The organism is Plantactinospora sp. BB1 (assembly GCF_003030385.1).
GTDB lineage: Bacteria > Actinomycetota > Actinomycetes > Mycobacteriales > Micromonosporaceae > Plantactinospora.
Map to the genome: position 1 here is coordinate 98,463 of NZ_CP028159.1, position 23,589 is coordinate 122,051.

The window sequence follows — 23,589 nt, forward strand, 5'->3', positions numbered from 1 at the left end:
CAGCGGGGTGTACGGCGGGTTCGGGCAGGTCAGGACGGTAGCCGGTGGCCCGTGTGCGGCGGTTGGGAGAACGGGCGGCCGATGGCGACGGGCAGACACTCCACGCTGATCCGCGACCCGAGCCATCCGCAGCGGGCCACCCCGGTGGAGCTCTTCTACGACCTCGTCTTCGTCTTCATGCTGGCCCGGCTGGCCGAAGCGCTGATCATGAAGCTGAACCCGCTCGGCGCCTACCAGACGCTTCTGCTGCTGCTGGCGATCTGGTGGGTGTGGTCCTACACCAACCTGACCACCGACACCCTGGACTCGCGCCGGCCCGCCGTCCAACTGGTGGTCATCACGATCATGCTCGGCAGCCTGCTGATCTCGACCGCGCTGCCCGAGGCGTTCGACGGCCGGGCCCTGCTCTTCGTCTCCTGCTACGTCGGTATCCACCTGTTCCGCAGTACGGTCCTCGCGGTGATCCTGCGGGACCACCGGCTGCGGAACCGCCCGCTGCGCGGGATCTTCTGGTTCAGCCTTTCCGGGGTGCTCTGGTTCACCGGGGTCTTCGTGGACGGCACCGCACGGCTGCTGCTCTGGACGGCCGCCCTGGCCATGGACTACCTGGGGCCGGTGCTGCGCTGGCCCACCCCGAGGATCGGACGTTCGCCGGCCTGGGAGTGGAACACCGCCGGCGAGCACCTGGCCGAGCGGTACCGCCAGTTCATCATCATCGCGCTCGGCGAGAGCGTGGTGATCACCGCCCGGACGGTACGGAGCACCAACTACGCGCCGGAGCAGGCCGCCGCCGTGCTGGTCGCGTTCGGCAGCACGGTGCTGCTCTGGTGGATCTACTTCTACCGGGCGCGGGAGAAGCTCGGCAGCGCCATCATCGGCTCGGCCGACCCGGGCCGGGAGACCAAGTGGGCCGGGTACGCCCACCTGATCATGGTGGCCGGCGTCGTGCTGACCACGGTCGGCGACGAGCTGATCATCCGACACCCGATGGAGGACACCCCCGGCGGCTGGGTGGCGGTGATCGTCGGCGGTCCCACGCTCTTCCTCGCCGGCCGGATCCTGCTGGGACACGAGGTCTTCGTCCGGGTGGCCCGACCCTGGCTGGTCGGGATCGGGGTGCTGGTCGTGATGGCACCGGCGATGGTCCTGCTGCCGCCGCTGGCGGTCGCCGTCGCCGTCCTGCTCGTCCTGCTCGGAGTCGTCATCGCCGACGTGCTCACGGTCGGCGAACCAGGCGGCACGCCCGGCATCACCTAGCGGCGGCGGCACGCCCGGTGGGGTGCTGGCGGCGCGGCAGCTACGAGCGGGCCGGGTCGAGACCAGAACCGGCCGGGTCGCCGAGCACGATCCGGGCGTCGTCCGGCAGCCGACGGGTGCTTCCGCGCCGGTCCAGCAGTTCGAGCAGCGGCACCGCGACCCGCCGGGTCGTACCGAGGGCCTGCCGGGCGGTGCTGAGGGTGAACGGTTGCGGCAGCTCGGCGAGTACCCGGATCGCCCGATCGGGGGCGTCCGGCAGCAGGACGACGTTCTCGGCGAGCCTGAGCAGCGCACCGGCGCGTACCGCCGCGCCGATCTCCCGGTGCCCGAGCCCGACCTCGGCCAGCCGGGCCGCCTCCGGGGCCACGAACGGCCGCTCGGCCAGCTCCGCGCCGACCCGGCGTACCGCCCGGGCCACCTGCTCCGGCAGCGCGCCGGCCGCCCCGCCCGAGCCGATCCGGCCGTCCCGGGCCACCAGCGGCGCCGTGACCAGGGCCTCGACCAGGGCCCGGTCCGGCAGGTCCAGCAGCCGTCGGGCGGTCTCGACCGGCACCCCGGGCTCCAGCGGATGTGCCCGCGCCCACCGGGTCACCTCGTCGACCAGCCGCCGCCCGAGTTCCCGCCAGCGCACCGGGTCGGCGTGCCACTCCCCGGCCACCGGCACGGTCCTCACCGTCACGCCCATCCGCTCCAGCTCGGACCGGCGGGCCAGGCCACGCCGGGCCAGCTCTGCCGCCTCGTCGGGGCGGCCGTCCAACCCGGCCAGCACCGCCGCCCGGCGGGCCGCCGCACCACGCCGGCTCAACCTCGGCGGTACGACGTCGAGCACCCGCACCCCGCCGGCCACGTGCCGCCGGCCGGGATCCCGCAGCAACGCCCGGTCACCGATGCGCAGCGGCAGCGGCCGGTCCAGCCGCAGCCGGGCGGTGTCGACGCCGAGCGGGCGTACCCGGGCGGTCACCGCGGCGGAACCGACGTGCAGGGTGACCTCCGCCGGCAGCTCGGCCACCGGGTCCCCGGCGAGCCGGACGTCGACCAGGTCGGTCTGCTGGAACCGCCCCGGGGTGAGCAGCGCGTCGCCCCGGCCGACCTGCTCCCGGGCCACCCCGCGCAGGTTGACCGCGACCCGGGCCACCCCGGCCACCTCGGCGACCTGGGTACCCAGGGTCTGTAGCCCCCGGATCCGGACCCGCCGCCCGGTGCCGGTCAGCTCCAGCTCGTCACCGGTGCGCAGCACTCCCCCGCCGAGGGTGCCGGTCAGCACCGTGCCGCTGCCCCGGATGGTGAACGCCCGGTCCACCCAGAGCCGCACCGGGCCGCTCGGCTCCGGCACCGGCAGCCGGGCGGCGAGCCGGTCCAGGGCGGCACGCAGCTGCGGCAGCCCCGCCCCGGTGGCCGCGCTGACCGCGACCGCCTCGACCTGGCCGAGCGAGGTGGCCGCGATCTCCGCGAGCGCCAGTTCGGTGGCGACGGCCGGGTCGGCCAGGTCGGTCCGGGTCACCACCAGCAGTCCGTGCCGGACGCCGAGCGCGTCGAGCGCGGCCAGGTGCTCGGCGGACTGCGGCATCCAGCCCTCGTCGGCGGCGACCACGAAGAGCGCGGCCGGGGCCGGGCCGACCCCGGCGAGCATGTTGGGGACGAACCGCTCGTGTCCGGGTACGTCCACGAAGGCCAGTACCGTCCCGGACGGCAGCGCGGTCCAGGCGAAGCCGAGGTCGATGGTCATGCCCCGGCGCCGCTCCTCCGCCCAGCGGTCCGGCTCCATCCCGGTCAGCGCCCGGACCAGGGTGGACTTGCCGTGGTCGACGTGTCCGGCGGTGGCGACGACCTGCACGTCAGCGCTCCCGCCACGGCTGCGGAACCCGGGCGACGGCGGCCCGCACCGCCTCGTCCCGGTCGACGGGTACGCAGCGCAGGTCGAGCAGCAGCCGGCCCCGTTCGAGCCGGCCGACCACCGGCGGGTCGCCGAGGCGCAGCGGTTCGGCGTACTCCTCGGGGAGGGCGAGGGCCCACGAGTCGAGGGTGACCTCCGGCGCCCCGCCGCCACCGACGACGGCCTCGGTGCCGACCACCTCGGCCTTCAGGCCGCCGGCCGCGAGCTGGTCGCGGAGCCGTTCGGTGCGCAGCCGCAGCGCGGCCGGGGTGGCCCGCAGCGCCCGCCAGGTCGGGGTCTCCGGCCCGGTCAGGGTCGCCTCCAGGGCGGCCAGGGTCAGCTTGTCCACCCGCAGTGCCCGGGCCAGTGGATGCCGGCGCAGCAGCTCGACCAGGTCGGCGTCGCCGAGCAGCAGCCCCGCCTGCGGCCCGCCGAGCAGCTTGTCGCCGCTCGCGGTGACCAGTGTCGCGCCGGCCCGCAGCGCGGTGGCGGCGTCCGGCTCGGCCGGCAGCAGCGGGTCCGGCGCCAGCAGCCCGGAGCCGATGTCCACCACCACCGGTACGCCGAGGGTGGCCAGCTCCTCGACGGGTACCGCCGAGGTGAAGCCCCGGACGACGAAGTTCGACGGGTGCACCTTGAGCACGAAGGCGGTAGCCGGCCCGACCGCCGCCGCGTAGTCGGCGAGTCTGGTTCGGTTGGTGGTGCCCACCTCCCGCAGTGTCGCGCCGGTGCTGGCCAGCAGGTCCGGCAGTCGGAACCCGTCGCCGATCTCCACCAGTTCGCCCCGGCTGACCACGATCTCCCGGCCGGCCGCTTCCCCGTCGGGCCGGGCGGCGGCGGTCAGCGCGGTCGCGACCAGGGCGAGGGCGGCGGCACCGTTGTTGACCACGTGTACCGCGCCGGCCGCCGGTACCGCCGAGGCGAGCGCGGCCAGCGCACCCCGACCCCGGCGGGCCCGCCGCCCGGTCCGCAGGTCGAGTTCCACATCGGTGTGCCCGGCCGCCGCGACCACCGCCTCGACGGCCGCCGCCGACAGCGCCGCCCGGCCGAGGTTGGTGTGCAGCACCACGCCGGTGGCGTTGAGCACCGGGCGCAGCCCGGCGGCGGTGGCCGGCAGTGCGGCCAGAGTGGCCGGGACGACGTCCTCGGGCGGGATCTCGCCGCGCCGGACCCGGTCCTGGGCGGCGCCGAGCACGGCCTTGAGCCGGACCCGCCCGACGGTCGCCTCGGCGGTGGCCAGCCGGGGGTCGGCGAGCAGCACGTCGGTACGTGGCACCCGTCGCCGCGGATCGACCGCCCCGTCCATTTCCACCTCGCCGTAGAAACCCGTTCACCCGGCACTTAACCACACCTGATCTCCAGCCGCCCGGGGAAGTCCACGGCCCGGCCGTCGATCGACGCTGGGGCAGCCGGAGACGTGGCCCCGGCGACCCGGATGCGGGACGGTGCGCGGGCCGGTCCGGGCGCCGTCGTTCCACGCCCCGGCCAGGCTGGACCGTTCCACGCCCGGCCAGGCTGGACGGTGGCGGTCCGAGCGCGCCGGGTGGGTCAGCCCGCCGGGGTGACCGCGCCGGGGCCGGGCAGCAGGTCGACGTCGGCGGCCCGGATCGGCTCGCCGCAGGCGGAACAGGTCAGCTCGACGTGCGCGACCTGCCCGCAGGCCCGGTGCCGGTGCAGCACGGGTGGGCCCGCCTCGCCGGCGGTCCACCGGTCGCCCCAGCGGGCCATGACGAGGAGCAGGTCGCAGAGTTCCTGGCCCTTGTCGGTCAGCAGGTACTCGTGTCGCGGCGGGCGGTTCGAGTACTCCCGCCGCTGGAGGACACCGTTGTCGACCAGCCAGCGGAGCCGGTCGGCGAGCACCTTGGTGGAGATGCCGAGGTCCTGCTGGAGCTGGTCGAACCGGGTGATCCCGGCGTAGACGTCGCGCAGGATCAGCGGGGACCACGGCTCTCCGACGACGTCCAGGGTGCGGGCGATCGAGCAGGCCATCTCGGCGAACCGGGTCCGTTGCATGCCAGCACCCTAGTCGAGGTGACTTCCTTCAGGAAAGAGACTTCGGCTAGAGTGTGCCGGACCACAGCCTTTCTTCAGGGAAGTCACCGTAGGAGGAGATCATGGACCGACCTCAGGTGGTACCGGCCGAGGAGTGGCGGGCCGCCCTGGCCGCGCTGCGCGACAAGGAGAAAAAACTGACCCGGGCGCTGGACGCCCTGGCCGCCGAGCGGCGCCGGCTGCCGATGGTCCGCGTCGACCGGGACTACCGGTTCGTCGGCCCGGACGGGCCGGTGGGGCTGCCGGACCTGTTCGAGGGACGCCGGCAGCTCATCGTCTACTGCTTCATGTGGCACGGCGCCGACCACGTCTGCTCGGGCTGCGCGATGTTCACCGACAACATCGGACACCTCGCCCACCTGCACGCCCGGGACACCTCGCTGGCGCTGGTCTCCCGGGGGCCGCTCGCCGAGATCCAGCCGGTGCGGGAGCGGATGGGCTGGTCCATCCCCTGGTACTCCTGCCCCGACGGCGACTTCACCGACGACATGGACGCGGGCGACGGATTCGGGCTCAACGTCTTCCTCCGGGACGGCGCCGACGTCTACCGCAGCTACTTCACCACCGACCGAGGGGTGGAACGGCTCGGCAGCGGTTGGACCTTCCTCGACCTGACGCCGTACGGGCGGCAGGAGACCTGGGAGGACTCGCCGGACGGGTGGCCGCAGGGGCAGCCGTACGAATGGTGGCGGCTGCACGACGAGTATCCGGCGGAGCCCTCGTCGCCGAGCCGTACGGCCGGAACCGACCCGGTGCGGGGGCGGAAGTGAGCGGCCGTACCCCCGTCGCCGAACTGCTCTTCCGGGCCGAGGACGCGGCACCGATGAGCCTGGACGAGGCGACGGTACGACCATGGAGCCAGGCCCGGACGGCGTTGGAGTCGACGGCGAAGGGCTGGCTGTCGACCGTACGGCCGGACGGCCGGCCGCACGTCGCGCCGGTGATGCCGGTCTGGGCCGACGACGCGCCCTGCTTCACCACCCGCCCCGGCTCGCGCAAGGGCCGGAACCTGGCCGGCACCCCGGCCTGCGCGCTCAGCGTCTCCGCCGCCGACCTCGACCTGGACCTCGTGTTGGAGGGTGATGCCGTCCGGCTGCGGGACCCGGCGCTGCTCCGGCGGGTGGCCGACGCCCTCGCGGAGAAGTACTCGTGGGAGCTGACGATCCGCGACGGTACCGTCCGCGATCCCGGACTGCCGGGTGAACCCGAGTACGCCTTCTACCGGATCACCGTGCTGCGCGGCTTCGGCTACGGCGCCGACGGGTCCACCGCGACCCGCTGGCGCTTCGACCGAACCGGCTGAACCACCGGGGTGCGACCATGGTCCGATGAGCACCGGGGAGCGCCATCGACTCACTCAGTACGCGCACGGCGGCGGCTGCGCCTGCAAGATCCCGCCGGGTGAGCTGGAGGAGGTGGTGGCCGGTCTGGTCGGCACCTCCGCTCCGGCCGGGCCGGGTGAACTGCTGGTCGGGCTCGACGACGGCGACGACGCGGCGGTGGTCCGGTTGGAGTCGGGTACCGCCGTGGTGGCGACCGCCGACTTCTTCACCCCGGTGGTCGACGACCCGTACGACTGGGGCCGGATCGCCGCCGCGAACGCCCTCTCCGACGTCTACGCGATGGGCGGTACCCCGGTGGTGGCGGTGAACCTGCTCGCCTGGCCCCGGGAGCTGCTGCCGCTGACCCTCGCCGCCGAGGTGCTGCGCGGCGGGCTGGACGTGGCCCGGGAGGCGGGCTGTCACGTGGCCGGTGGGCACAGCGTGGACGACCCCGAACCGAAGTACGGGATGGCGGTCACCGGGATCGCCGACCCGGAGCGGCTGATGCGGAACGACGCCGGCCGGGCGGGGCTGCCGCTGACCCTGACCAAGCCGCTCGGGGTCGGGGTGCTCAACAGCCGGCACAAGCAGACCGGCGAGGTGTTCGGGCAGGCGGTGGCGGCGATGACCGAACTGAACCGGGACGCCTCGGTGGCGGCGGTGGCGGCCGGGATCCGGTGTGCCACCGACGTGACCGGGTTCGGGCTGCTCGGCCACCTGCACAAGCTGGCCCGGGCGTCCGGGTTGACGGCCCGGGTGGAGGCGTCCGCCGTACCGTATCTGGACGGCGCCCGGGCGGCGCTGGCCGAGGGTTTCGTCAGCGGCGGCACCCGGCGGAACCTGGCCTGGGTGCGCCCGCACCTCGACGCGGCCGGGGTCGCCGAGGAGGAGTTGCTGCTGCTGGCCGACGCGCAGACCTCCGGCGGGCTGCTGCTCGCCGGTGAGCTGCCCGGCCATCCGGTGGTCGGCGAGCTGCTGCCGGCCCGGGGCGACGGGCGGACCCTGGTCGTCACCGGCTGAGCAGCCCGGTCACGGCCGCGGAACGCGGAACGGGTCCCCGGGATCGACGATCCCGGGGACCCGGAGGTGCAACCCGCTGCTACTGCTGCTTACTTGGCGCCAGCGGTGAGCGGGGCCAGCTTCGGGTCGTTGGCGTACGCCTCGACCACGTTCTTCTTGGTGACGATCAGCGGCTCCAGCAGGTTGGCCGGGACGACCTTGGCACCGTTGTCGTAGGACTCGGTGTCGTTGGTCTTCGCCTCGTTGCCGGCCTGGAGGGCCTTGACCATCTCGATGGTCTCCTTGACCAGGTTCCGGGTGTCCTTGTTGATCGTGGAGTACTGCTCGCCCGCCACGATCGACTTGACCGACTCCACCTCGGAGTCCTGCCCGGTGACCACCGGCAGCGGCTTGCCGGTGCCCTTGACCGAGGTCAGGATCGCCCGGGCCAGGGTGTCGTTCGGGGAGAGCACACCGTCCAGCGTCTTGCTGCTGTAGGTGGAGGTGAGCAGCGAGTCCATCCGCCGCTGGGCGTTCTCGGCCTTCCAGCCGTCGGTGGCGGTCTGCTTGATGTCGGTCTGACCCGAGCCGACCACCACGTTGCCGGCGTCGATCTCCTTCTTCAGCACGTCCATCGCGCCGTCGAAGAAGACACCCGAGTTGTTGTCGTCCGGCGAGCCGGAGAAGAGCTCGATGGTGTACGGGCCGTTCGGCTTCTTGGCCTTCATGCCCTCCAGCAGGGCCTGGCCCTGGAGCTGGCCGACCTTGAAGTTGTCGTACGCGACGTAGTAGTCGACGTCCTTGGTGTTCTTGATCAGCCGGTCGTACGCGATCACGTACGCGCCGGCCTGCTTGGCCTGCTCGACCTGGGTGGTGAGCTGCGCGGCGTCGGTCGCACCGATGACGATCACCTTCGCACCCTTGGTGACCATCGCCGAGATCTGCGCCTGCTGGTCGGCGACCGTGCTGGTGGCGCCCGCGTACTGCACGTCGGACTGGAAGCCGGCCTCCTTGAGCCCGTTGGTGAACAGGTCACCGGCGAGCACCCAGTTCTCGGAGGTCTTGGCCGGCAGCGCCACACCGATCAGCGAGTTGGCGGCGAAGCCCTTCTCGGACCCGGCCTCTCCGCCGCCGTCACCGGACCGTTCGGAGCAGGCCGTGAGGGCCAGCAGGGCGATGGCGCCGGCGGCGACACCCCTGGCTAGGAATCTACGCATTGCAGGTTGCCCTTCTTTACAGGGTGGTGGGGGGTGGGGCGGAGGTTTTCCGCCCCACCAGCGGTGACCGTCAACGGGCCACCGGAGTCTTGGCGGGCTCCTGACCCGTCTCGACGCTGGGCGCCGGCAGCGCGGGTGCCTCCCGGCGGAAGGGTCGGGTCACCGATCCGATGACCGAGAAACGTCCGCGGTTCTTGTTGTAGACGTCGAACGCGACGGCCAGCAGCAGGACCAGGCCCTTGATGATCTGGACCCGGTCCGAGCCGACACCCATCAGCTGGAGACCGTTGTTGAGCACGGCCATCACCAGGCCACCGACGATCGAGCCGCTGATCGTGCCGAGGCCGCCGGAGACCGCCGCGCCGCCGATGAAGACCGCGGCGATGGCGTCCAGCTCCCAGCCGATGCCGTCCTGCGGGCCGGAGGCGGCCGACCGGGCGACGAAGATCATGCCGGCCAGCGCGGCCAGGATCGACATGTTCATCATGACCAGGAAGTTGACCCGCTTGAGCTTGACGCCGGAGAGCTCCGCGGCGCGCGCGTTGCCGCCGACCGCGTAGATGTGCCGGCCGCCGGCGGTGTTCCGGGTGATGAAGGAGTAGATCACCACCAGTACGCCGAGGATGATGCCGGAGATCGGGAAGCTGGTACCGACCCGGCCGCCGGCGAACCGGAAGGCCGCGTAGAGGATCACCGCGACCGGCACGGCGACCCGGATGACCGAGATCCACAGCGGCGCGACGTCGGCGTCCATCTCCCGGCGGGTACGCCGGACCTTCCACTCCCGGACCACCACGGCGATCGCGACGAGCAGGCCGAGCAGCAGGGTGAGGTTGTTGTAGCCGGTGTCCGGACCGACCTCCGGCAGGAAGCCGGCGCCGATCACCTTGAAGCCCTCCGGCACCGGGATGGTGTCGGCGCTGCCGATGAACTGGTTGCCGCCCCGGAACAGCATCATGCCGGCCAGCGTGACGATGAACGCCGGTACCCCGATGTAGGCCACCCAGAAGCCCTGCCAGGCGCCGATCGCGGCGCCGACGAGCAGGCCGAAGAGGATCGCCACCGGCCAGGGCAGCGACCAGTCCTGCATCGACTGGGCCACCACGATCCCGACGAAGGCGGCGATCGAGCCGACCGACAGGTCGATGTGACCGGCGACGATCACCATCAGCATCCCGATGGCCAGGATCAGGATGTACGAGTACTGGCTGACCAGCGAGATCATGTTGCTCGAGTTCAGCGTCAGCCCGTCGGTCAGGATCTGGAACAGCAGGACGATCGCCACCAGCGTGAAGATCATCCCGAACTGCCGGGCGTTGGATGTCGTCCCCGCGAACAGGGACTTCTGGAGTTCCTTTATGCGACTCACCGGATCTGCGCCTTCTTCGCTGAGGTCATCTGCTTCATGAGGAGTTCCGGATCGGCGTCCCGCCGTTCGATGTTGCCGGTGATGGTGCCCTCGAAGACCGTGTAGATGCGGTCGCAGAGGCCGATCAGCTCCGGCAGCTCCGAGGAGATGACGATGACGCCCTTCCCCTGGTCGGCGAGCTGCTGGATGATGCCGTAGATCTCGTACTTGGCACCGACGTCGATGCCCCGGGTCGGCTCATCGAGGATGAGCAGGTCCGGGTCGGTGAACATCCACTTGGCCAGCACCACCTTCTGCTGGTTGCCGCCGGAGAGCTTGGTGACGCCCTCGTCGACGGTCGGGGCCTTGACCCGCAGGCTCTTCCGGTAGCTCTCGGCCGCCCGGTACTCGCGGACGGGGTCGACCACACCGTGCTCGGCGATCTTCGACAGCTTGGCGGAGACCACCGAGGTCTTGATGTCGTCGAGCAGGTTCAGGCCGAGCGACTTGCGGTCCTCGCTGACGTACGCCAGGCCGTGCTTGATGGCGTCGGCGACCGACTTCAGCACGATCTCCCGACCGTCCTTGAAGATCTGCCCGCTCTGGTAGACGCCGTACGAACGGCCGAAGATGCTCATCGCCAGCTCGGTGCGACCGGCGCCCATCAGCCCGGCGAACCCGACGATCTCGCCCCGCCGCACGGTGAAGCTGGAGCCCTTGGCGACCATCCGGTCGGCCGAGATGGGGTGCCGGACGGTCCAGTCCCGTACCTCGAAGAAGACCTCACCGATCTTGGGGGTGTGGTCGGGGAACCGGCTGGAAAGCTCCCGGCCGACCATGCCCCGGACGATCCGGTCCTCGTCCACCCCGTCCGCCTTGACGTCGAGGGTCTCGATGGTCCGGCCGTCCCGCAGGATGGTGATCGAGTCGGCGATCTCGGCGATCTCGTTCAGCTTGTGCGAGATGATGATCGAGGTGATGCCGCGCTGCTTGAAGCCGCGCAGCAGGTCCAGCAGGTGCTGCGAGTCGGCCTCGTTGAGCGCGGCGGTCGGCTCGTCCAGGATGAGCAGCTTGACGTCCTTGGCGAAGGCCTTCGCGATCTCGACGAGCTGCTGCTTGCCCACGCCGATGTCCTTGATCAGCGTGTCCGGGTCCTCCCGCAGTCCCACCCGGGCCATCAGCTCCAGCGCCTGCCGGTTGGCACTCTTCCAGTCGATCGCGCCGGCCCGCCGGGGCTCGTTGCCGAGGAAGATGTTCTCGGTGATGGACATCCCGGGCACCAGGGCGAGTTCCTGGTGGATGATCACGATGCCGGCCTGCTCGCTGGCCCGGATGTCGGCGAACCGGCTCTCCGCGCCCTGGTAGCGGATCTCCCCGGAGTAGCTGCCGTACGGGTAGACCCCGCTGAGCACCTTCATCAGGGTCGACTTGCCCGCGCCGTTCTCGCCGGCGATCGCGTGGATCTCGCCGCGCCGGACCACCAGGTTGACGTCGGAGAGCGCCTTGACCCCCGGGAACTCCTTGGTGATCCCGCGCATCTCCAGCAGTACGGGAGCGTCACTCATCGCCGACGCTCCCCGGTCCGGGCCGGTACGGCGGACCGGCGGGGGGCAGCCGCCGTGGGCCGCCCGTCCTCGGGGCGCCAGAGGGAACCGCGCGCGTCCAGCGGCTGGTCGCCGCGCCGCGTCATCAACATCATTGTTGCCTCCGGGCAGGTAGTCAGACCGGCTGACATACTTTTGTTGCCTGGAGGAACTTATTGGAAGGCGAGGAAGTTTCGCAAGATTTCGTGACCTGGTCTTGACAAATTCACAGGGTCCCGGCTCACCGGCCGGCGCCGGGCGTCACCGTGGGCATCGAGCGTCCGCGACCGGACACGATCACGAGTTTTCGACCGAAGCGTCCGGAGGAGCCCCGGAACCGCCCCCGGGCACCTGCCGTCGGTTCCCCCGCCCTGGACCGGGTCGGCCGGCCCGACGGTCGCGAGATCCGGTCACGGTCCGGCCGTCGAGCCCGCTCACCATACGTGCGGCACCCTCCGTCCCCGCCACCCCGGGCCGCCGGAACGTGCGGCCCGTCACGCCCCGGGCAGGCCGGAACGACGCCGCCGCAGGCCGGAACGACGCCGCCGCAGGCCGGAACGACGCCGCCGCAGGCCGGAACGACGCCGCCGCAGGCCGGAACGCCCGGCCCAGCGGGCCCGCGGCTCAGGGGGCTCCTGGCTCAGGGGGGCAGCGGCTCAGGGGGGCCAGCGGCTCGGAGGGCCGGCGGCCCCGGTCGCCGGCCGGCGCCGCGGTTCGCCCGCCGGCCGTTTCCGGTCACGGGCCGGTGACCTCGTCGTCCGGGCGGGGGGTGCCGGGTCGGGAGGGGAGCCGGGTGATCGGCGGCAGGACCAGGGCGACCACCGCGATCACCGCCAGCACCGTGAACGGCAGCGTGTAGGAGTTGCCGCTCGCCTCGAAGAGCGTCGCCGTCAGCAGCGGCCCGGCCACCCCGCCGATGCTCCAGGCCACGATCATCGCCCCGTAGACCGCACCGGCGTGCGGCGTGCCGAAGTAGTCCGCCGCCGTCGCCGGCATGGTGCCGAAGCCGCCGCCGTAGGCCAGATAGATCAACGCGGCGAGTACCGCGAAGAAGGCGAAACCGGCCGCGTGCGGGAGGATGAAGAAACACAACGCCTGGAGCGCCAGCATCCCACCGAAGGCCACCATCCGGCCGGTCTGGTCCGACAGCCACGCCCAGCCGAGCCGCCCGGCACCGTTGAAGAGCCCGAGCACCGCGACCAGGCTGGCGGCGGTCGCCGAACCCACCCCGGTGATCGCCTGCGCCGCGTCGGCGGCCTGGGAGATGAAGGCGATGCCGCAGGTCACGTTGAGTGCCAGGATCGCGGTGAGCAGATACCACTGCCGGGTCCGCAGCGCCTCGGCGAGGGTGTAGACCCGGGTACCGGCCGGCACCCGGCCGGTGGTCACCGGACGGTACCCGGGCACCCGGTAACCGGGCGGCGGATTCCGGAAGAACGAGGCGCCGAGCAGCACCGCGACCAGGTACGCGATGCCCAGCGGCAGGAAGACGCTGGGCTTGTCGGTGGTGTTGTTGAGCAGCGCCTTCGCCACCGGAGCGGTGATCACGGCACCGAAGCCGAAGCCGGCGACCGCGATCCCGGTGATCAGACCCCGATGGTCCGGAAACCACTTGGTGAGCATCGCGATCGGGGTGATGTACGCGGCACCGAGCCCGATCCCACCGAGCACGCCGTAGGTCAGCACCAGCAGCCAGAGCTGGTCGGCGTCGGAGACCAGCGAGGCGAGGATGTTGCCGACGGCGTACAGCACGCCGCCGCCGAGCGCGACCGGTCGGGGCCCGCGCCGGTCCTGCACCCGGCCGCCGACCAGGCTGCCGATGAAGATCGTGCCGATCGCGACCTCGAACGGCAGTACCGCCTCGGCCTTGCTCCAGCCGAACGCCTGCTGCAACGGCTGGTTGAAGACGCTCCAGGCGTACACGGCACCGAGGGCCAGCTGCACCAGTACGGCGGCCACCACCAGGCCCCACCGGCCGGCCGTCGGACTCTGCTCCCCCCGTACCCCGATCTCGACCTTTCCTGCCATGAGCGTGACCCCCGTCTCGGCTCATGGACGGCACCCGCTCGTGGCTACGGGCCGGCGCCGGCCCCCCGTCTCGCCCGCCGCTCCCGCTGCGGCAGCACCGTGTACTTCGGATCCCGGGCGGAGACGACCCCGGCCTCGAAGACCCCGAACCGGGTCAGCGCCGAGGAGGCCAGCAGGGCCGCGCCGGAGAGTACCGAGAGCGTGCGGCTGCGCCGGGCCAGCAGCGCACCGGCGGTACCGGCAGCCAGCAGCAGCCGGGCGCCCTGGATCAGCCGGGCCGGCCGGCCGGTCCGGTACGGCTCGCCGGTCAGCCCCATCCGGGCGATCCGGCGCTCGGCGACCGTCTCGACCACCGCGCCGGCCACCGCCAGCCGGACCGCCGGGCCGCTCTGTGCGGTCGGCGTGCTGGCCAGCGCGGCGCCCGCACCGGCGACCAGCGCGCTGCCGGCGAAGAGGAAGGGCAGGTCCGGGTAGGCGTCGTGCCAGGCCGGCATCGCGGTGTCGGCGAGCAGCACCCCGGTGTACGTGGCCAGCGCCGGCGCCGCCACGGCCGCAGCCAGCCCGGAGACCCGGCCGACCGGTGGCAGCAGCCGGCGGGCCAGACCGGGTACGCCACGCCGGGGCAGGATCGCGGCGACCTCGCTCAGCGCGGCCAGCCCCGCCGCCGGGCCGAACGCGGCCAGGATCCAGGTGCCCATCGACATCGGCGAGGTCGGCTTGGCGACCCGCAGCATGTGGTGGAACCGGGCCGGCCGACCCAGGTCGTTGACCAGAAAGTAGGTGCTCGCGCCGAGGGCGCCCAGCGAGACGAGCCGGCCGGACCGGCGCAGTCCCGGCCGCCCGGTCAGGTCCGCACCGGCGGCCAGCAGCGCCGATCCGGCGGCCAGCCCGCCGGTGAACAGGTACGCCGGGATGTCCCGCCGCCACACCGGCGCCTTGACCACCGGCCGGCCGTAGTACGAGCTGAACTCGGCCGGCGGGACGACCACCGGTTGTCCGGAGACGACCCCCGGCCCGGCCCCGCCCTGCCGCCCGGACCGGCGTCGCAGCTCCCCGCCGTTGTGCTGACCGAGGCCGTCCGCGACCTCCCGGAGCCGCTCCCCGAGCGGCCCGCCGCCGTCCGGTGCCGGCCCGGTCATGACGCCTCCGAGATTCGCTCGTCGTGCCGACCCGGCGCCGCCGGACGGCCGGCGGGCCCGGTCCGGCCGGTCACCGGGGCCGCCCGACGAAGGCGGCCACCGCGGCGGCCGTCATGGTGAGCGCGGCCAGCCCGGCCCGTCGCCACATCCGGGGCAGGTCGCGGGTGGTCACCACCGGGTCCGGTGGCAGCCCGTACACCTCGGGCTCGTCGAGCAGCAGGAAGAACGCACCGTCCCCGCCCACCCCGTCGTCCGGGTCGTGCCCGTAGAGCCGGGCCTCGGGAACGCCGTCGGCGTGCAGCCGCTCCACCCGGGCCCGGGCCCGGTCGCGCAGCTCGTCGAGTTCGCCGTACTGGATCGACTCGGTGGGGCAGGCCTGGGCGCAGGCCGGGGTACGCCCGGCACCGATCCGGTCGTAACAGAGGGTGCACTTCCACGCCCGGCCGTCGCCCTTGCGCTGGTCGATGACGCCGTACGGGCAGGCGGGGATGCAGTAGCCGCAGCCGTTGCAGATGTCCTCCTGCACCACCACCGTGCCGAACTCGGTACGGAACAGCGAGCCGGTCGGGCAGACGTCCAGGCAGGCCGCGTGGGTGCAGTGCTTGCAGACGTCCGACATCATCAGCCAGCGCAGGTCGGCCCGCCCGTCCCGGCCCGCCTCCCGGCCGGGCAGCTCGGTGCCGGGCATGCCGAGGAACTGGGTCCCCTCCGCCATCCGGCCCGCCGGGGCGGGATCCGGGCCCGGCGGCAGGCCGGGGCTGGTCCCCTGGTCCGTACCGACCCGGGCGGCCGCCTCGGCGGTCGCCGGGCTGATCGGCGGCCCGCTCGGGGTGCCGGCCATCGGCGGCGACGACTGCCAGCCCACCCGTCGGGGCTGCTCGACGAAGGCGACGTGCCGCCACGAGTTCGCGGTCAGCGCCCCGGTGTTGTCGTACGACATGCCGAGCAGGTCGAGCCCGCTCTCCGGCACCAGGTTCCACTCCTTGCAGGCCACCTCGCAGGCCTTGCAGCCGATGCAGACGCTGGTGTCGGTGAAGAACCCCATCCGGGGTGGCGGATCGAGGTGACCGGACTCCTCGGCGGGGTTGACCGGCGCGTCCGAGCGCCGCGTCTCGACCATGCTCATGCCTCCCGTTCCGTGTCGCCGCCGTCCGGCAGCTGCCCCGGTGCTTCGCCGGCACCGTCCGCGCCGGTGCCGCCCCGGCCGGCGGTGAGGATCGGCGGGTAGTGCCCGTCGAGGCCGGCCCGCCGCCGGTAGTCGGCGAGGTAGTCGAGCAGCTCCGGCCCCCTCGGCCGGTGGCCGGCCCGGATGTCGCAGGTGCCGACCTTGCTCTCCTGGATCAGCACGTTCGGGTCGAGGGTGGCCCCGAAGAGGTCGTTGGCCGGCTCGCCCTGGACCAGCCCGTTGCCGCCGAAGTGGTACGGCAGCCACACCTGGTGGATCAGGCGCCCCTCGATCCGCAGCGGGGTCAGCCGGTCGGTCACCATCACCCGCGCCTCGACCACGCCCCGGCTGGTGACCAGGTGTGCCCAGCCCAGGTGGGTGAGTCCACGTTCGACGGCCAGCTCCGGCCCGACCTCGACGAACATCTCCGGTTGCAGTTCGGCCAGGTACCGGACGTTGCGGCTCATCGCGCCCGCCGTGTGGTGCTCGGTGAGCCGGCTGACCGTGAAGACGTACGGGAAGACGTCCGCGTGCGGGTCCGGCGGGCTCGGGTTGGTCGGGTTGTCCGGCCGGTCGTACGTCTTGCGGACCGGGTTGGCCTGCTGCCCGTAGAGCGGGTTGCGGATCGGGGACTCGACCGGCTCGTAGTGGGTCGGCAGCGGCCCGTCGAGGATTCCGGACGGTGCGTACAGCCAGCCCTTCCCGTCGCCCTGCATGATGAACGGGTCGTCGCCGGCCAGCGCCGCCACCCCGGTCGCGTCCGGGTCCGGCCGGTACGAGGGCGGCTTGGTCTTCTCGAAGTCGGGTACGTCGTGCCCGGTCCACTCACCGCGCTCCTCGTCCCACCAGACGTAGCGCTTCCGCTCGCTCCACGGCCGTCCCTCCGGATCGGCCGAGGCGCGGTTGTAGAGGATCCGCCGGTTGAGCGGCCAGGCCCAGCCCCACTCGGCGGCGACCCAGTTCTGCTCGCCGCCAGGCTTGCGCCGGGCCGCCTGGTTGACCCCGTCGGCGAAGACGCCGGTGTAGATCCAGCAGCCGCCGAGGGTCGAACCGTCGTCCTTCATCTCCACGAAGGAGTTCAGCGGGCGGCGGGTCGCCACCTCGTACCCGTTGATCTCCCGCAGCACCGCCTCGGCCTCCGGCTCGGCGTGCGGGCCCTCGGTGGGATAGTCCCAGGCCAGGTCGAGCAGGGCGCGGTCGCGGGGCCGGGTGGAGCCGGCGAGCTTGCCCCGGATGATCCGGCCGAGGTGGTAGAAGAACCAGAGCTCGGAGCGGCAGTCGCCGGGTGCCTCGACCGCCTTCTCCCGCCACTGCAACATCCGCTGGGTCTGGGTGAAGGTGCCGGGCTTCTCCACGTGCGAGGCGGCCGGCAGGAAGAAGACCTCGGTCCTGCACCGCTCCGGGGCGATCTCGCCGGTCTCCACCTCCCGGCTGTCCTTCCAGAACGTCGCACTTTCGATCATGAAGAGGTCGCGGACCACCAGCCAGTCCAGGTTGGCCATGCCGAGCCGCTGGGCCCGGCCGTGCGCCGAGCCGACCGCCGGGTTCTGGCCGAGCAGGAAGTACCCCTTGACCTTGCCGTCGATCATGTTGAAGACGGTCTGGTACGTGCCGTGGTCGCCGCTCATCCGGGGCACGTAGTCGTAGCAGAAGTCGTTCTCCGGGGTCGCCGCCGCACCCCAGTACGCCTTCAGCAGGTTCACCGCGTACGCCCGGGCGTTGCCCCAGAAGCCCTTCTGGCCCGGGTGCTGGATGCTCTCGATCCACTTGTCGAAGGTCGGATGCTCCATGTGGTTCGGCATCGGCAGATAGCCGGGCAGCAGGTTGAACAGCGTCGGGATGTCGGTCGAGCCCTGGATGCTGGCGTGCCCGCGCAGCGCCAGGATCCCGCCGCCGGGCCGGCCGATGTTGCCGAGCAGCAGCTGGATGATCGCCCCGGTCCGGATGTACTGCACCCCGACGCTGTGCTGCGTCCAGCCGACCGAGTAGACCAGCATGGTGGTGCGGTCCCGCTTGGAGTTCTCCGCCCAGGCCCGGGCGACCTCCTCGAACTTCTCCCGGGGCACCCCGCAGACCCGTTCGACGAGTTCCGGGGTGTAGCGGGCGTAGTGCCGCCGGAGGATCTGGTAGACGCAGCGCGGGTGCTGGAGCGTCTCGTCCCGTTCCGCCTGCCGGGAGACCGGCGGGCCGTGCGACTCGTGCCGCAGTCCGGCCGCGCTGTCCCGCTCGGTCGCGGTGTCGTTCCCGCCGTCATCCTCCTGCCCGGCGTACTGCCAACTGGACTGCGCGTAGCTGGTCCGGTCGGGGTTGTAGCCGGAGAAGAGGCCGTCGAGGTCCTCGGTGTCCTGGAAGTCCTCGCTGACGATGGTGGCCGCGTTGGTGTAGGCGACGACGTACTCCCGGAAGTCCAGCTCGTTCTCCAGGATGTACCGCACGATCCCGCCGAGGAACGCGATGTCGGTGCCGGCCCGGATCGGCACGTACGTGTCGGCGAGCGCGCTGGTCCGGGTGAAGCGGGGATCGACGTGGATGATCTTGGCGCCCCGCTCCTTCGCCTCCATCACCCACTGGAAGCCGACCGGATGCGCCTCGGCCATGTTCGAGCCCTGGATGATGACGCAGTCACTGTTGAGCAGATCCTGCTGGAAGTCCGTCGCGCCGCCGCGACCGAAGCTGATCCCCAGACCGGGGACGGTGGCGGAGTGTCAAATCCGGGCCTGGTTCTCGATCTGGATCGCCCCCATCGCGGTGAACAGCTTCTTGATGAGGTAGTTCTCCTCGTTGTCCAGGGTGGCCCCACCGAGGCTGGCGATGCCGAGGGTGCGGTGCAGCGGCCGGCCCTCGTCGTCGACGTCCTCCCAGGTGGCGTCCCGGGCCGCGAGCACCCGGTCGGCGATCATGTCCATCGCGGTCGGCAGGTCCAGCTCCTCCCACTCCGTCCCGTACGGACGGCGGTAGAGCACCCGCTGCTGCCGCAGCTCGCTGGTGACCAGGTTCTTGCTGGCGGCGCCCTTGGGGCAGAGCCGGCCCCGGGAGATCGGGCTGTCCGGATCTCCCTCGATCTGGGTGACCCGACCGTCGGAGACGTAGACCCGCTGGCCGCAGCCGACGGCGCAGTACGGGCAGATGGACCGGGCGACGGAGTCGGCGCTGTCGGTGCGCGGAGTCAGCTCTGCCGACCGGGCGGACTTCGCGGCCGCGCCCCGGCCGAGCGGGTCGGTGCCGGTGAGCTGCCGGTAGACCGGCCAGCCCTCGATCCAGGTGCGTACCCCCACCGTCAGCACCTCCTCCAGCGACGAGGCCGGTTGCCCGACCATCCGAGGGTAGGTCAGCCAGACGGTGCCCCGAGGGAAAGCGCCGAAACCCGGCGGGACCGGAAACGGCCGGAAAATTTTTCGACCCGTCCCGGCCGGGCGAGCCCGGCACGGCCTGCGGGGACGGGACGAAGGGCAGCAAAACAGCGGCCACCAATGCGAATGATCATGACATCCGAGGCGATTGGGGCAGTACTCTGACGCGATGTCTGTCGATCAATCCACCGAGACCGGATCGGATCCCATCCCCCGGATCGACTTCGACCACCACTCCCCCGAGTACCGCGCCAACTGGCGGGCCATCTCCGACGAGCACCTGGCCCGATGCCCGGTCGCCCGGACCGACGCCTACGGCGGCTTCTGGGTCGTCTCCGACCACGCCGGCGTCAGCCAGGTGATGCGGGACGACGCCACCTTCAGCTCCGGCCGCAACAGCGAGGACCCGTCGGATCCCCGGCAGGGCATCGTCATCCCGCCGAACCCGATCACGCAGATACCGTTGGAGCTGGACCCGCCGGAGTACAACCCGTACCGGCGGATCATGAGTCCGTACTTCTCGCCCAGCGCGGCCCGCGACTCGCTGCCCTTCGTCGAGCAGGCCACCGACGCGCTGCTCGACCGGGTCTGCGCGAGCGGCCGGATCGACCTCGTACTGGACTACGGCAACCCGCTGCCGGCACTGGCCACCATGAAACTGATCGGGCTGCCGCTGGACGACTGGCAGACCTACGCCGAGCCGATGCACCGGGTCGCGGCGTCGCCACCGAGCGACCCCGACTTCCCGCGCAACGTGCAGATCATGGGTCAGCTCGGCGGTGCCATCGCCGCCCAGGTGCCGAAGCTGCGCGAGGAGCCCGGCGAGGGGCTGCTGAGCGGACTGGCCACGGCCACCATCGACGGCGAACCGCTGCCCGTCGAGGAGGTGGTCAGCGCTGCGCTGCTGGTCATCCAGGGCGGCGTGCACACCACCACCGCGCTCTTCGCGCACACCATGGTCTGGCTGGCCGACCACCCCGACCACCGGGCGGCGCTGCTGGCCGACCCGTCGCTGTGGGAGCACGCCACCGAGGAGTTCCTCCGGGTCTTCCCACCGGCGATGGGCTTCGCCCGGACCGCCACCCGGGACGTGGTGCTCGGCGGGCAGCAGATCCGGGCCGGCGACCGGGTGATGATGTCCTTCGCCGCCGCCAACCGGGACCCCTCGGTCTTCCCCGACCCCGACGAGGTACGGCTGGACCGCTCCCCCAACCGGCACACCAGCTTCGGACTCGGCATCCACCGCTGCATCGGGCTGAACCACGCCCGGGTCTGGTTCCCGCACCTGGTGCGGCGGGTGCTCGACCGGATGCCGGACATCGCCATCGACCGGGACGCCACCAGGCAGAACGAGAGCGTCGGCGTGATCAACGGCTTCGTCAGCATGCCGGCCACGTTCACCCCGCACGAACCGCTCGGCGTGACCATGCCGAACTGACCCGCGGACGTCCTGCGGTCGGCGGTCGGGACGGTCCCGCGAACGGGCGGGCGCCCGGCCGTCGGCCGGAGCGGGTCCGGTCTCCGGCGACCGATTCAGAAGTACGGGGGTGGCGATGACGGTCAGCGCGGACGACCTGGAGCTGGCGGTGGCCAGTGTCGCCGGCACGCTCCGCCCCGGCACCGATCGGGACTGGGCTGTGCCGGCGGGCGGGCTGGACTGGGACTGCTGGCACACCGGGGAGCACCTCGGCGACTGCCTGCTGTCGTACGCGATGCAGCTCGGCGCCCGCCCCGCGGACCGGTACGTGCGGTTCCTGGCCACCGTCGACCCGGCGGCGACCCCGGCCCAGGTGCTGGAGTTCGTCGAGGGCAGCGGGCAGCTTCTCGCCGCGATGGTCCGGACCGCCCCCGCGTCGGTGCGGGCGTGGCACCCGTACGGCATGGGTGACCCGGCCGGCTTCGCCGGCATGGGCTGCGTCGAGACGCTGCTGCACGGCGACGACATCGCCCGGGGACTCGGGCTGACCCTCACACCGCCGGCCGAGGTCTGCGCCCGGGTGCTGGCTCGAATGTTTCCGCAGGCCGCCGAACTCACCGGGGTCGTCGAGCCGTGGCTGGCGCTGCGCTGGGCCACCGGCCGGGTCGAGCTGCCGGACCGGCCCCGGGTGCGGCGGTGGCGCTGGCACGCGGCGCCGCTGGACGAACCCGGCTGACTCCCCGCCCCGCCGGACGGGGTTCGACGAACCACCCCGCCGACCGTCACCGTCGGCCTACCGTCAGGAGCGTGGCGGAAGCGGCGGCGGGCGGATGAGCAACACCCGCATGTACCGGGACGGTGCTCTCGTCGACCAGGGCTTCCCCGCCTCGGAGGTCGGTGAGCGGCTGGCCGCCGACGACCGGGTGGTGATCTGGCTCGACATCTGCGGGCCGACCGAGGACGACCTCAGGCTGCTCGCCGAGGAACTCGGGATGCACGAGCTGGCGCTCGAGGACGTCGTCCAGCAGGCCCAGCGGGCAAAACTCGACCGGTACGACACACACCTGTTCCTGAACACCTACATGGTGCGGCTGGGCGCGGCCGGCGGGCTGACCGACGACGAGGTGTCGGCGTTCGTCAAGCCCCGGGCGCTGGTGACGGTCCGCTACAGCGACCGGTTCGATCTCCGGCAGGTGCTGGCCCGCTGGGACGAGAGTGCCGAACTCGCGCCGCACGGGGTCGCGTTCCTGCTCTACGGCCTGCTCGACACCCTGATCGACGGCCACTTCTCCGCGGTGCAGCAGCTCGACGCGACCCTGGAGCGGGTGCAGGCCGCGATGTTCAAGGACGGCCCCGGTGGTCAGGCGGCCGGTGCCGGCCGGGCCGGCGGCCGAGCCGGCGACCCGGGTGACGGCCGGACCGGCGAAAGTCGCGGCGGCGCCGGCCGGACCGGCGCCAGTCGCGGCGACGAGAGGCGGGGCGGTGACGGTCGGGGCGGTGACGCTGTCGGTGTGATGGACCGCAACGAGGTGCAGCAGCGGATCTTCCTCGCCCGGCGGGACCTGGTGCGGCTGCGCCAGGTCACCCTGCCGATGCGGGAGGTGGTGAACGCGCTGATGCGTCCCACCATGCACACCGTCGACCAGGAGATGCTCCCGTACTACCAGGACCTGTACGACCACGTGCTGCGGGTGATCGAGTGGAGCGACTCGCTGCGCGACCTGAACACGACGATGCTCGAAACGAACCTGATGTTGCAGAACAACCAGCTCAACCTGATCGTGAAGCAGGTCACCGCCTGGGCGGCGGTGATCGCCGTACCGACGGCGGTGACCGGGTTCTTCGGGCAGAACCTCGCCTTCCCGTGGCGGCACACCCCGGCGGAATTCGTCATCTCGCTCATCGTGACGCTCGGGCTGGCGGTCGCCCTGTACGTGGTGTTCCGCCGCAAGAGCTGGATCTGACCGAGGCCCGGCGTGCACCTTCGGGCGCCCGCTCCGCCGCAGACGCGCTTCGGGGAGGCCGGCTGCGGGCCGTGCCTCCCCGAAACGGTTCCGTCGACCGGGTTACCGGGAGCGGGACCAGAGGTCCTGCACGATGTCGGCGGCCTGGTCCTCCCACTGGGCGTACGCGAACGGGTACGCCGACACCTGCACCGCCTGGGCGGCGTCGGTCAGCGGCCGGTCCCACCAGCGGTCGACCCGCTTGAGACCCTCGAAGAACGCGGCGGCCGAGTAGTCACGGTCCCGGATCTGGTCCGGCGAGCCCCAGCCCGACGACGGCCGCTGCTGGAACAGCCCCAGCGAGTCGTGGTCGTTCCACGCGCCCAGGTGGTCGAGGTTGCGCAGCTTCGACTCCTGGAGGGCGGTGGCAACGCCGATCACGGCGCCACGCTGACCCATGTCCATCTTGCGGGCCACCCGGACGATCTCCCGGGCGTTGTCCCGCTGCTCGTCGTCGAGGTCGATCCGCGACTGGTAGCCCTGCACCCCGTTCGGGATCAACTTGTCCCGGGATGCCCTGGCGTCCGAGTTCCCCCGGTCGGCGGGGCGGTAGCCGTCGCGATGCGAGTCGTCGTCCCGCATCGACTGGCTGTACGCCGCCGACTGCGCGCCCGGGTCACCGGCGGCGGCGACCACGCCGACCGGGCCGGCCACCGCCGAGCAGGCGGCCGCGCAGGTGAGGCCCGCGACCGCCAGTGCGGACCGGCGGGCGATCGGGGTTTCCGCGACGGCTGGCAGCCGCCGGGTCACCGGATGTGCCGCGATGGCGGGGAGCCAGCGCGTACGAGCGGTCTCCGCGATGGCGGGGAGCCATCGTCCGAAGATCGGATTCATGG

18 protein-coding genes are annotated in these 23,589 nt (G+C 72.3%); 7 read left to right on the top strand and 11 right to left on the bottom strand.

The window, feature by feature from the left end:
• Positions 1-81: 81 nt before the first annotated feature.
• Positions 82-1,257, top strand: a complete 1,176-nt coding sequence (locus tag C6W10_RS00480) for a low temperature requirement protein A (RefSeq protein WP_159079160.1) — start codon at positions 82-84, stop codon at positions 1,255-1,257.
• Between the two features lie 40 nt (positions 1,258-1,297).
• On the opposite strand, the gene selB is transcribed toward C6W10_RS00480, so the two are convergent.
• From selB to C6W10_RS00495, 3 genes are all read right to left on the bottom strand, one after another.
• A complete protein-coding gene (gene selB / locus C6W10_RS00485) occupies positions 1,298-3,091 on the bottom strand; it encodes a selenocysteine-specific translation elongation factor (RefSeq protein WP_107255837.1) in 1,794 nt (597 codons plus the stop codon).
• A gap of 1 nt (position 3,092) precedes the next feature.
• Positions 3,093-4,436 (bottom strand): L-seryl-tRNA(Sec) selenium transferase, encoded by a 1,344-nt coding sequence (gene selA / locus C6W10_RS00490; RefSeq protein WP_107255838.1) that lies wholly within the window; start codon positions 4,434-4,436, stop codon positions 3,093-3,095.
• A 242-nt stretch (positions 4,437-4,678) separates the two neighbouring features.
• Positions 4,679-5,143, bottom strand: coding sequence for a helix-turn-helix domain-containing protein (locus C6W10_RS00495; protein WP_107255839.1), 465 nt, complete (start codon positions 5,141-5,143; stop codon positions 4,679-4,681).
• Positions 5,144-5,244: 101 nt separating this feature from the next.
• Here C6W10_RS00495 and C6W10_RS00500 point away from each other — a divergent pair, with 101 nt between their 5' ends.
• The 3 genes from C6W10_RS00500 to selD are packed head-to-tail and all read left to right on the top strand — an operon-like array spanning position 5,245 to position 7,524.
• Positions 5,245-5,952, top strand: a complete 708-nt coding sequence (locus C6W10_RS00500; protein WP_107255840.1) for a DUF899 domain-containing protein — start codon at positions 5,245-5,247, stop codon at positions 5,950-5,952.
• Positions 5,949-6,485: a pyridoxamine 5'-phosphate oxidase family protein gene (locus C6W10_RS00505; protein ID WP_107255841.1), complete on the top strand. Its 537-nt coding sequence runs from the start codon at positions 5,949-5,951 to the stop codon at positions 6,483-6,485. Before C6W10_RS00500 ends, C6W10_RS00505 begins: the two co-directional genes overlap by 4 nt.
• 25 nt (positions 6,486-6,510) lie before the next feature.
• Positions 6,511-7,524: a selenide, water dikinase SelD gene (gene selD, locus C6W10_RS00510; protein ID WP_107255842.1), complete on the top strand. Its 1,014-nt coding sequence runs from the start codon at positions 6,511-6,513 to the stop codon at positions 7,522-7,524.
• 89 nt (positions 7,525-7,613) lie between these two features.
• On the opposite strand, the gene C6W10_RS00515 is transcribed toward selD, so the two are convergent.
• The 7 genes from C6W10_RS00515 to fdh form a co-directional block, all read right to left on the bottom strand.
• Positions 7,614-8,720: a sugar-binding protein gene (locus tag C6W10_RS00515; RefSeq protein WP_107255843.1), complete on the bottom strand. Its 1,107-nt coding sequence runs from the start codon at positions 8,718-8,720 to the stop codon at positions 7,614-7,616.
• 70 nt (positions 8,721-8,790) lie between these two features.
• The gene (gene mmsB / locus C6W10_RS00520) at positions 8,791-10,089 is read right to left on the bottom strand and encodes a multiple monosaccharide ABC transporter permease (RefSeq protein ID WP_107255844.1); all 1,299 of its coding nucleotides are present in this window, start codon (positions 10,087-10,089) and stop codon (positions 8,791-8,793) included.
• Entirely contained in the window at positions 10,086-11,633 is a 1,548-nt protein-coding gene (mmsA, locus tag C6W10_RS00525; protein ID WP_107255845.1) for a multiple monosaccharide ABC transporter ATP-binding protein, read from the bottom strand. The genes mmsB and mmsA overlap by 4 nt, the downstream gene beginning before the upstream one ends.
• 753 nt (positions 11,634-12,386) lie before the next feature.
• Complete coding sequence (locus C6W10_RS00530) at positions 12,387-13,679, bottom strand: OFA family MFS transporter (RefSeq protein ID WP_107255846.1); 1,293 nt, start codon at positions 13,677-13,679, stop codon at positions 12,387-12,389.
• A 44-nt stretch (positions 13,680-13,723) separates the two neighbouring features.
• Entirely contained in the window at positions 13,724-14,818 is a 1,095-nt protein-coding gene (gene nrfD / locus C6W10_RS00535; protein WP_107255847.1) for an NrfD/PsrC family molybdoenzyme membrane anchor subunit, read from the bottom strand.
• A gap of 70 nt (positions 14,819-14,888) precedes the next feature.
• A complete protein-coding gene (locus C6W10_RS00540; protein ID WP_107255848.1) occupies positions 14,889-15,938 on the bottom strand; it encodes a 4Fe-4S dicluster domain-containing protein in 1,050 nt (349 codons plus the stop codon).
• Between the two features lie 2 nt (positions 15,939-15,940).
• Positions 15,941-19,258: a formate dehydrogenase gene (fdh, locus tag C6W10_RS00545; protein WP_199853967.1), complete on the bottom strand. Its 3,318-nt coding sequence runs from the start codon at positions 19,256-19,258 to the stop codon at positions 15,941-15,943.
• Positions 19,259-19,502: 244 nt separating this feature from the next.
• Here fdh and C6W10_RS00555 point away from each other — a divergent pair, with 244 nt between their 5' ends.
• The 3 genes from C6W10_RS00555 (at position 19,503) to C6W10_RS00565 (ending at position 22,714) form a co-directional block, all read left to right on the top strand.
• Positions 19,503-20,771, top strand: a complete 1,269-nt coding sequence (locus C6W10_RS00555) for a cytochrome P450 (protein WP_107255850.1) — start codon at positions 19,503-19,505, stop codon at positions 20,769-20,771.
• Positions 20,772-20,886: 115 nt separating this feature from the next.
• Positions 20,887-21,486, top strand: coding sequence for a maleylpyruvate isomerase N-terminal domain-containing protein (locus tag C6W10_RS00560; RefSeq protein WP_107255851.1), 600 nt, complete (start codon positions 20,887-20,889; stop codon positions 21,484-21,486).
• 94 nt (positions 21,487-21,580) lie between these two features.
• Positions 21,581-22,714, top strand: coding sequence for a magnesium transporter CorA family protein (locus C6W10_RS00565; protein WP_107255852.1), 1,134 nt, complete (start codon positions 21,581-21,583; stop codon positions 22,712-22,714).
• A gap of 102 nt (positions 22,715-22,816) precedes the next feature.
• Here the strand turns inward: C6W10_RS00565 and C6W10_RS00570 are convergent, their stop codons facing one another.
• Positions 22,817-23,587 carry a hypothetical protein gene (locus C6W10_RS00570; RefSeq protein ID WP_107255853.1) on the bottom strand — a complete coding sequence of 257 codons (771 nt, stop codon included), beginning with the start codon at positions 23,585-23,587 and terminating at the stop codon, positions 22,817-22,819.
• Positions 23,588-23,589 lie beyond the last annotated feature (2 nt).

What these genes read in the sequence shown, in the direction of transcription:
- C6W10_RS00565 (WP_107255852.1), top strand. Translation starts at nt 21,581, where the DNA reads ATGAGCAACACCCGCATGTACCGGGACGGTGCTCTCGTCGACCAGGGC.
- mmsA (WP_107255845.1), bottom strand. Translation starts at nt 11,633, where the DNA reads ATGAGTGACGCTCCCGTACTGCTGGAGATGCGCGGGATCACCAAGGAG.
- C6W10_RS00500 (WP_107255840.1), top strand. Translation starts at nt 5,245, where the DNA reads ATGGACCGACCTCAGGTGGTACCGGCCGAGGAGTGGCGGGCCGCCCTG.
- C6W10_RS00570 (WP_107255853.1), bottom strand. Translation starts at nt 23,587, where the DNA reads ATGAATCCGATCTTCGGACGATGGCTCCCCGCCATCGCGGAGACCGCT.
- nrfD (WP_107255847.1), bottom strand. Translation starts at nt 14,818, where the DNA reads ATGACCGGGCCGGCACCGGACGGCGGCGGGCCGCTCGGGGAGCGGCTC.
- C6W10_RS00495 (WP_107255839.1), bottom strand. Translation starts at nt 5,143, where the DNA reads ATGCAACGGACCCGGTTCGCCGAGATGGCCTGCTCGATCGCCCGCACC.
- selD (WP_107255842.1), top strand. Translation starts at nt 6,511, where the DNA reads ATGAGCACCGGGGAGCGCCATCGACTCACTCAGTACGCGCACGGCGGC.
- selA (WP_107255838.1), bottom strand. Translation starts at nt 4,436, where the DNA reads ATGGACGGGGCGGTCGATCCGCGGCGACGGGTGCCACGTACCGACGTG.
- C6W10_RS00530 (WP_107255846.1), bottom strand. Translation starts at nt 13,679, where the DNA reads ATGGCAGGAAAGGTCGAGATCGGGGTACGGGGGGAGCAGAGTCCGACG.
- C6W10_RS00515 (WP_107255843.1), bottom strand. Translation starts at nt 8,720, where the DNA reads ATGCGTAGATTCCTAGCCAGGGGTGTCGCCGCCGGCGCCATCGCCCTG.
- C6W10_RS00560 (WP_107255851.1), top strand. Translation starts at nt 20,887, where the DNA reads ATGACGGTCAGCGCGGACGACCTGGAGCTGGCGGTGGCCAGTGTCGCC.
- C6W10_RS00540 (WP_107255848.1), bottom strand. Translation starts at nt 15,938, where the DNA reads ATGGTCGAGACGCGGCGCTCGGACGCGCCGGTCAACCCCGCCGAGGAG.
- C6W10_RS00480 (WP_159079160.1), top strand. Translation starts at nt 82, where the DNA reads ATGGCGACGGGCAGACACTCCACGCTGATCCGCGACCCGAGCCATCCG.
- C6W10_RS00555 (WP_107255850.1), top strand. Translation starts at nt 19,503, where the DNA reads ATGTCTGTCGATCAATCCACCGAGACCGGATCGGATCCCATCCCCCGG.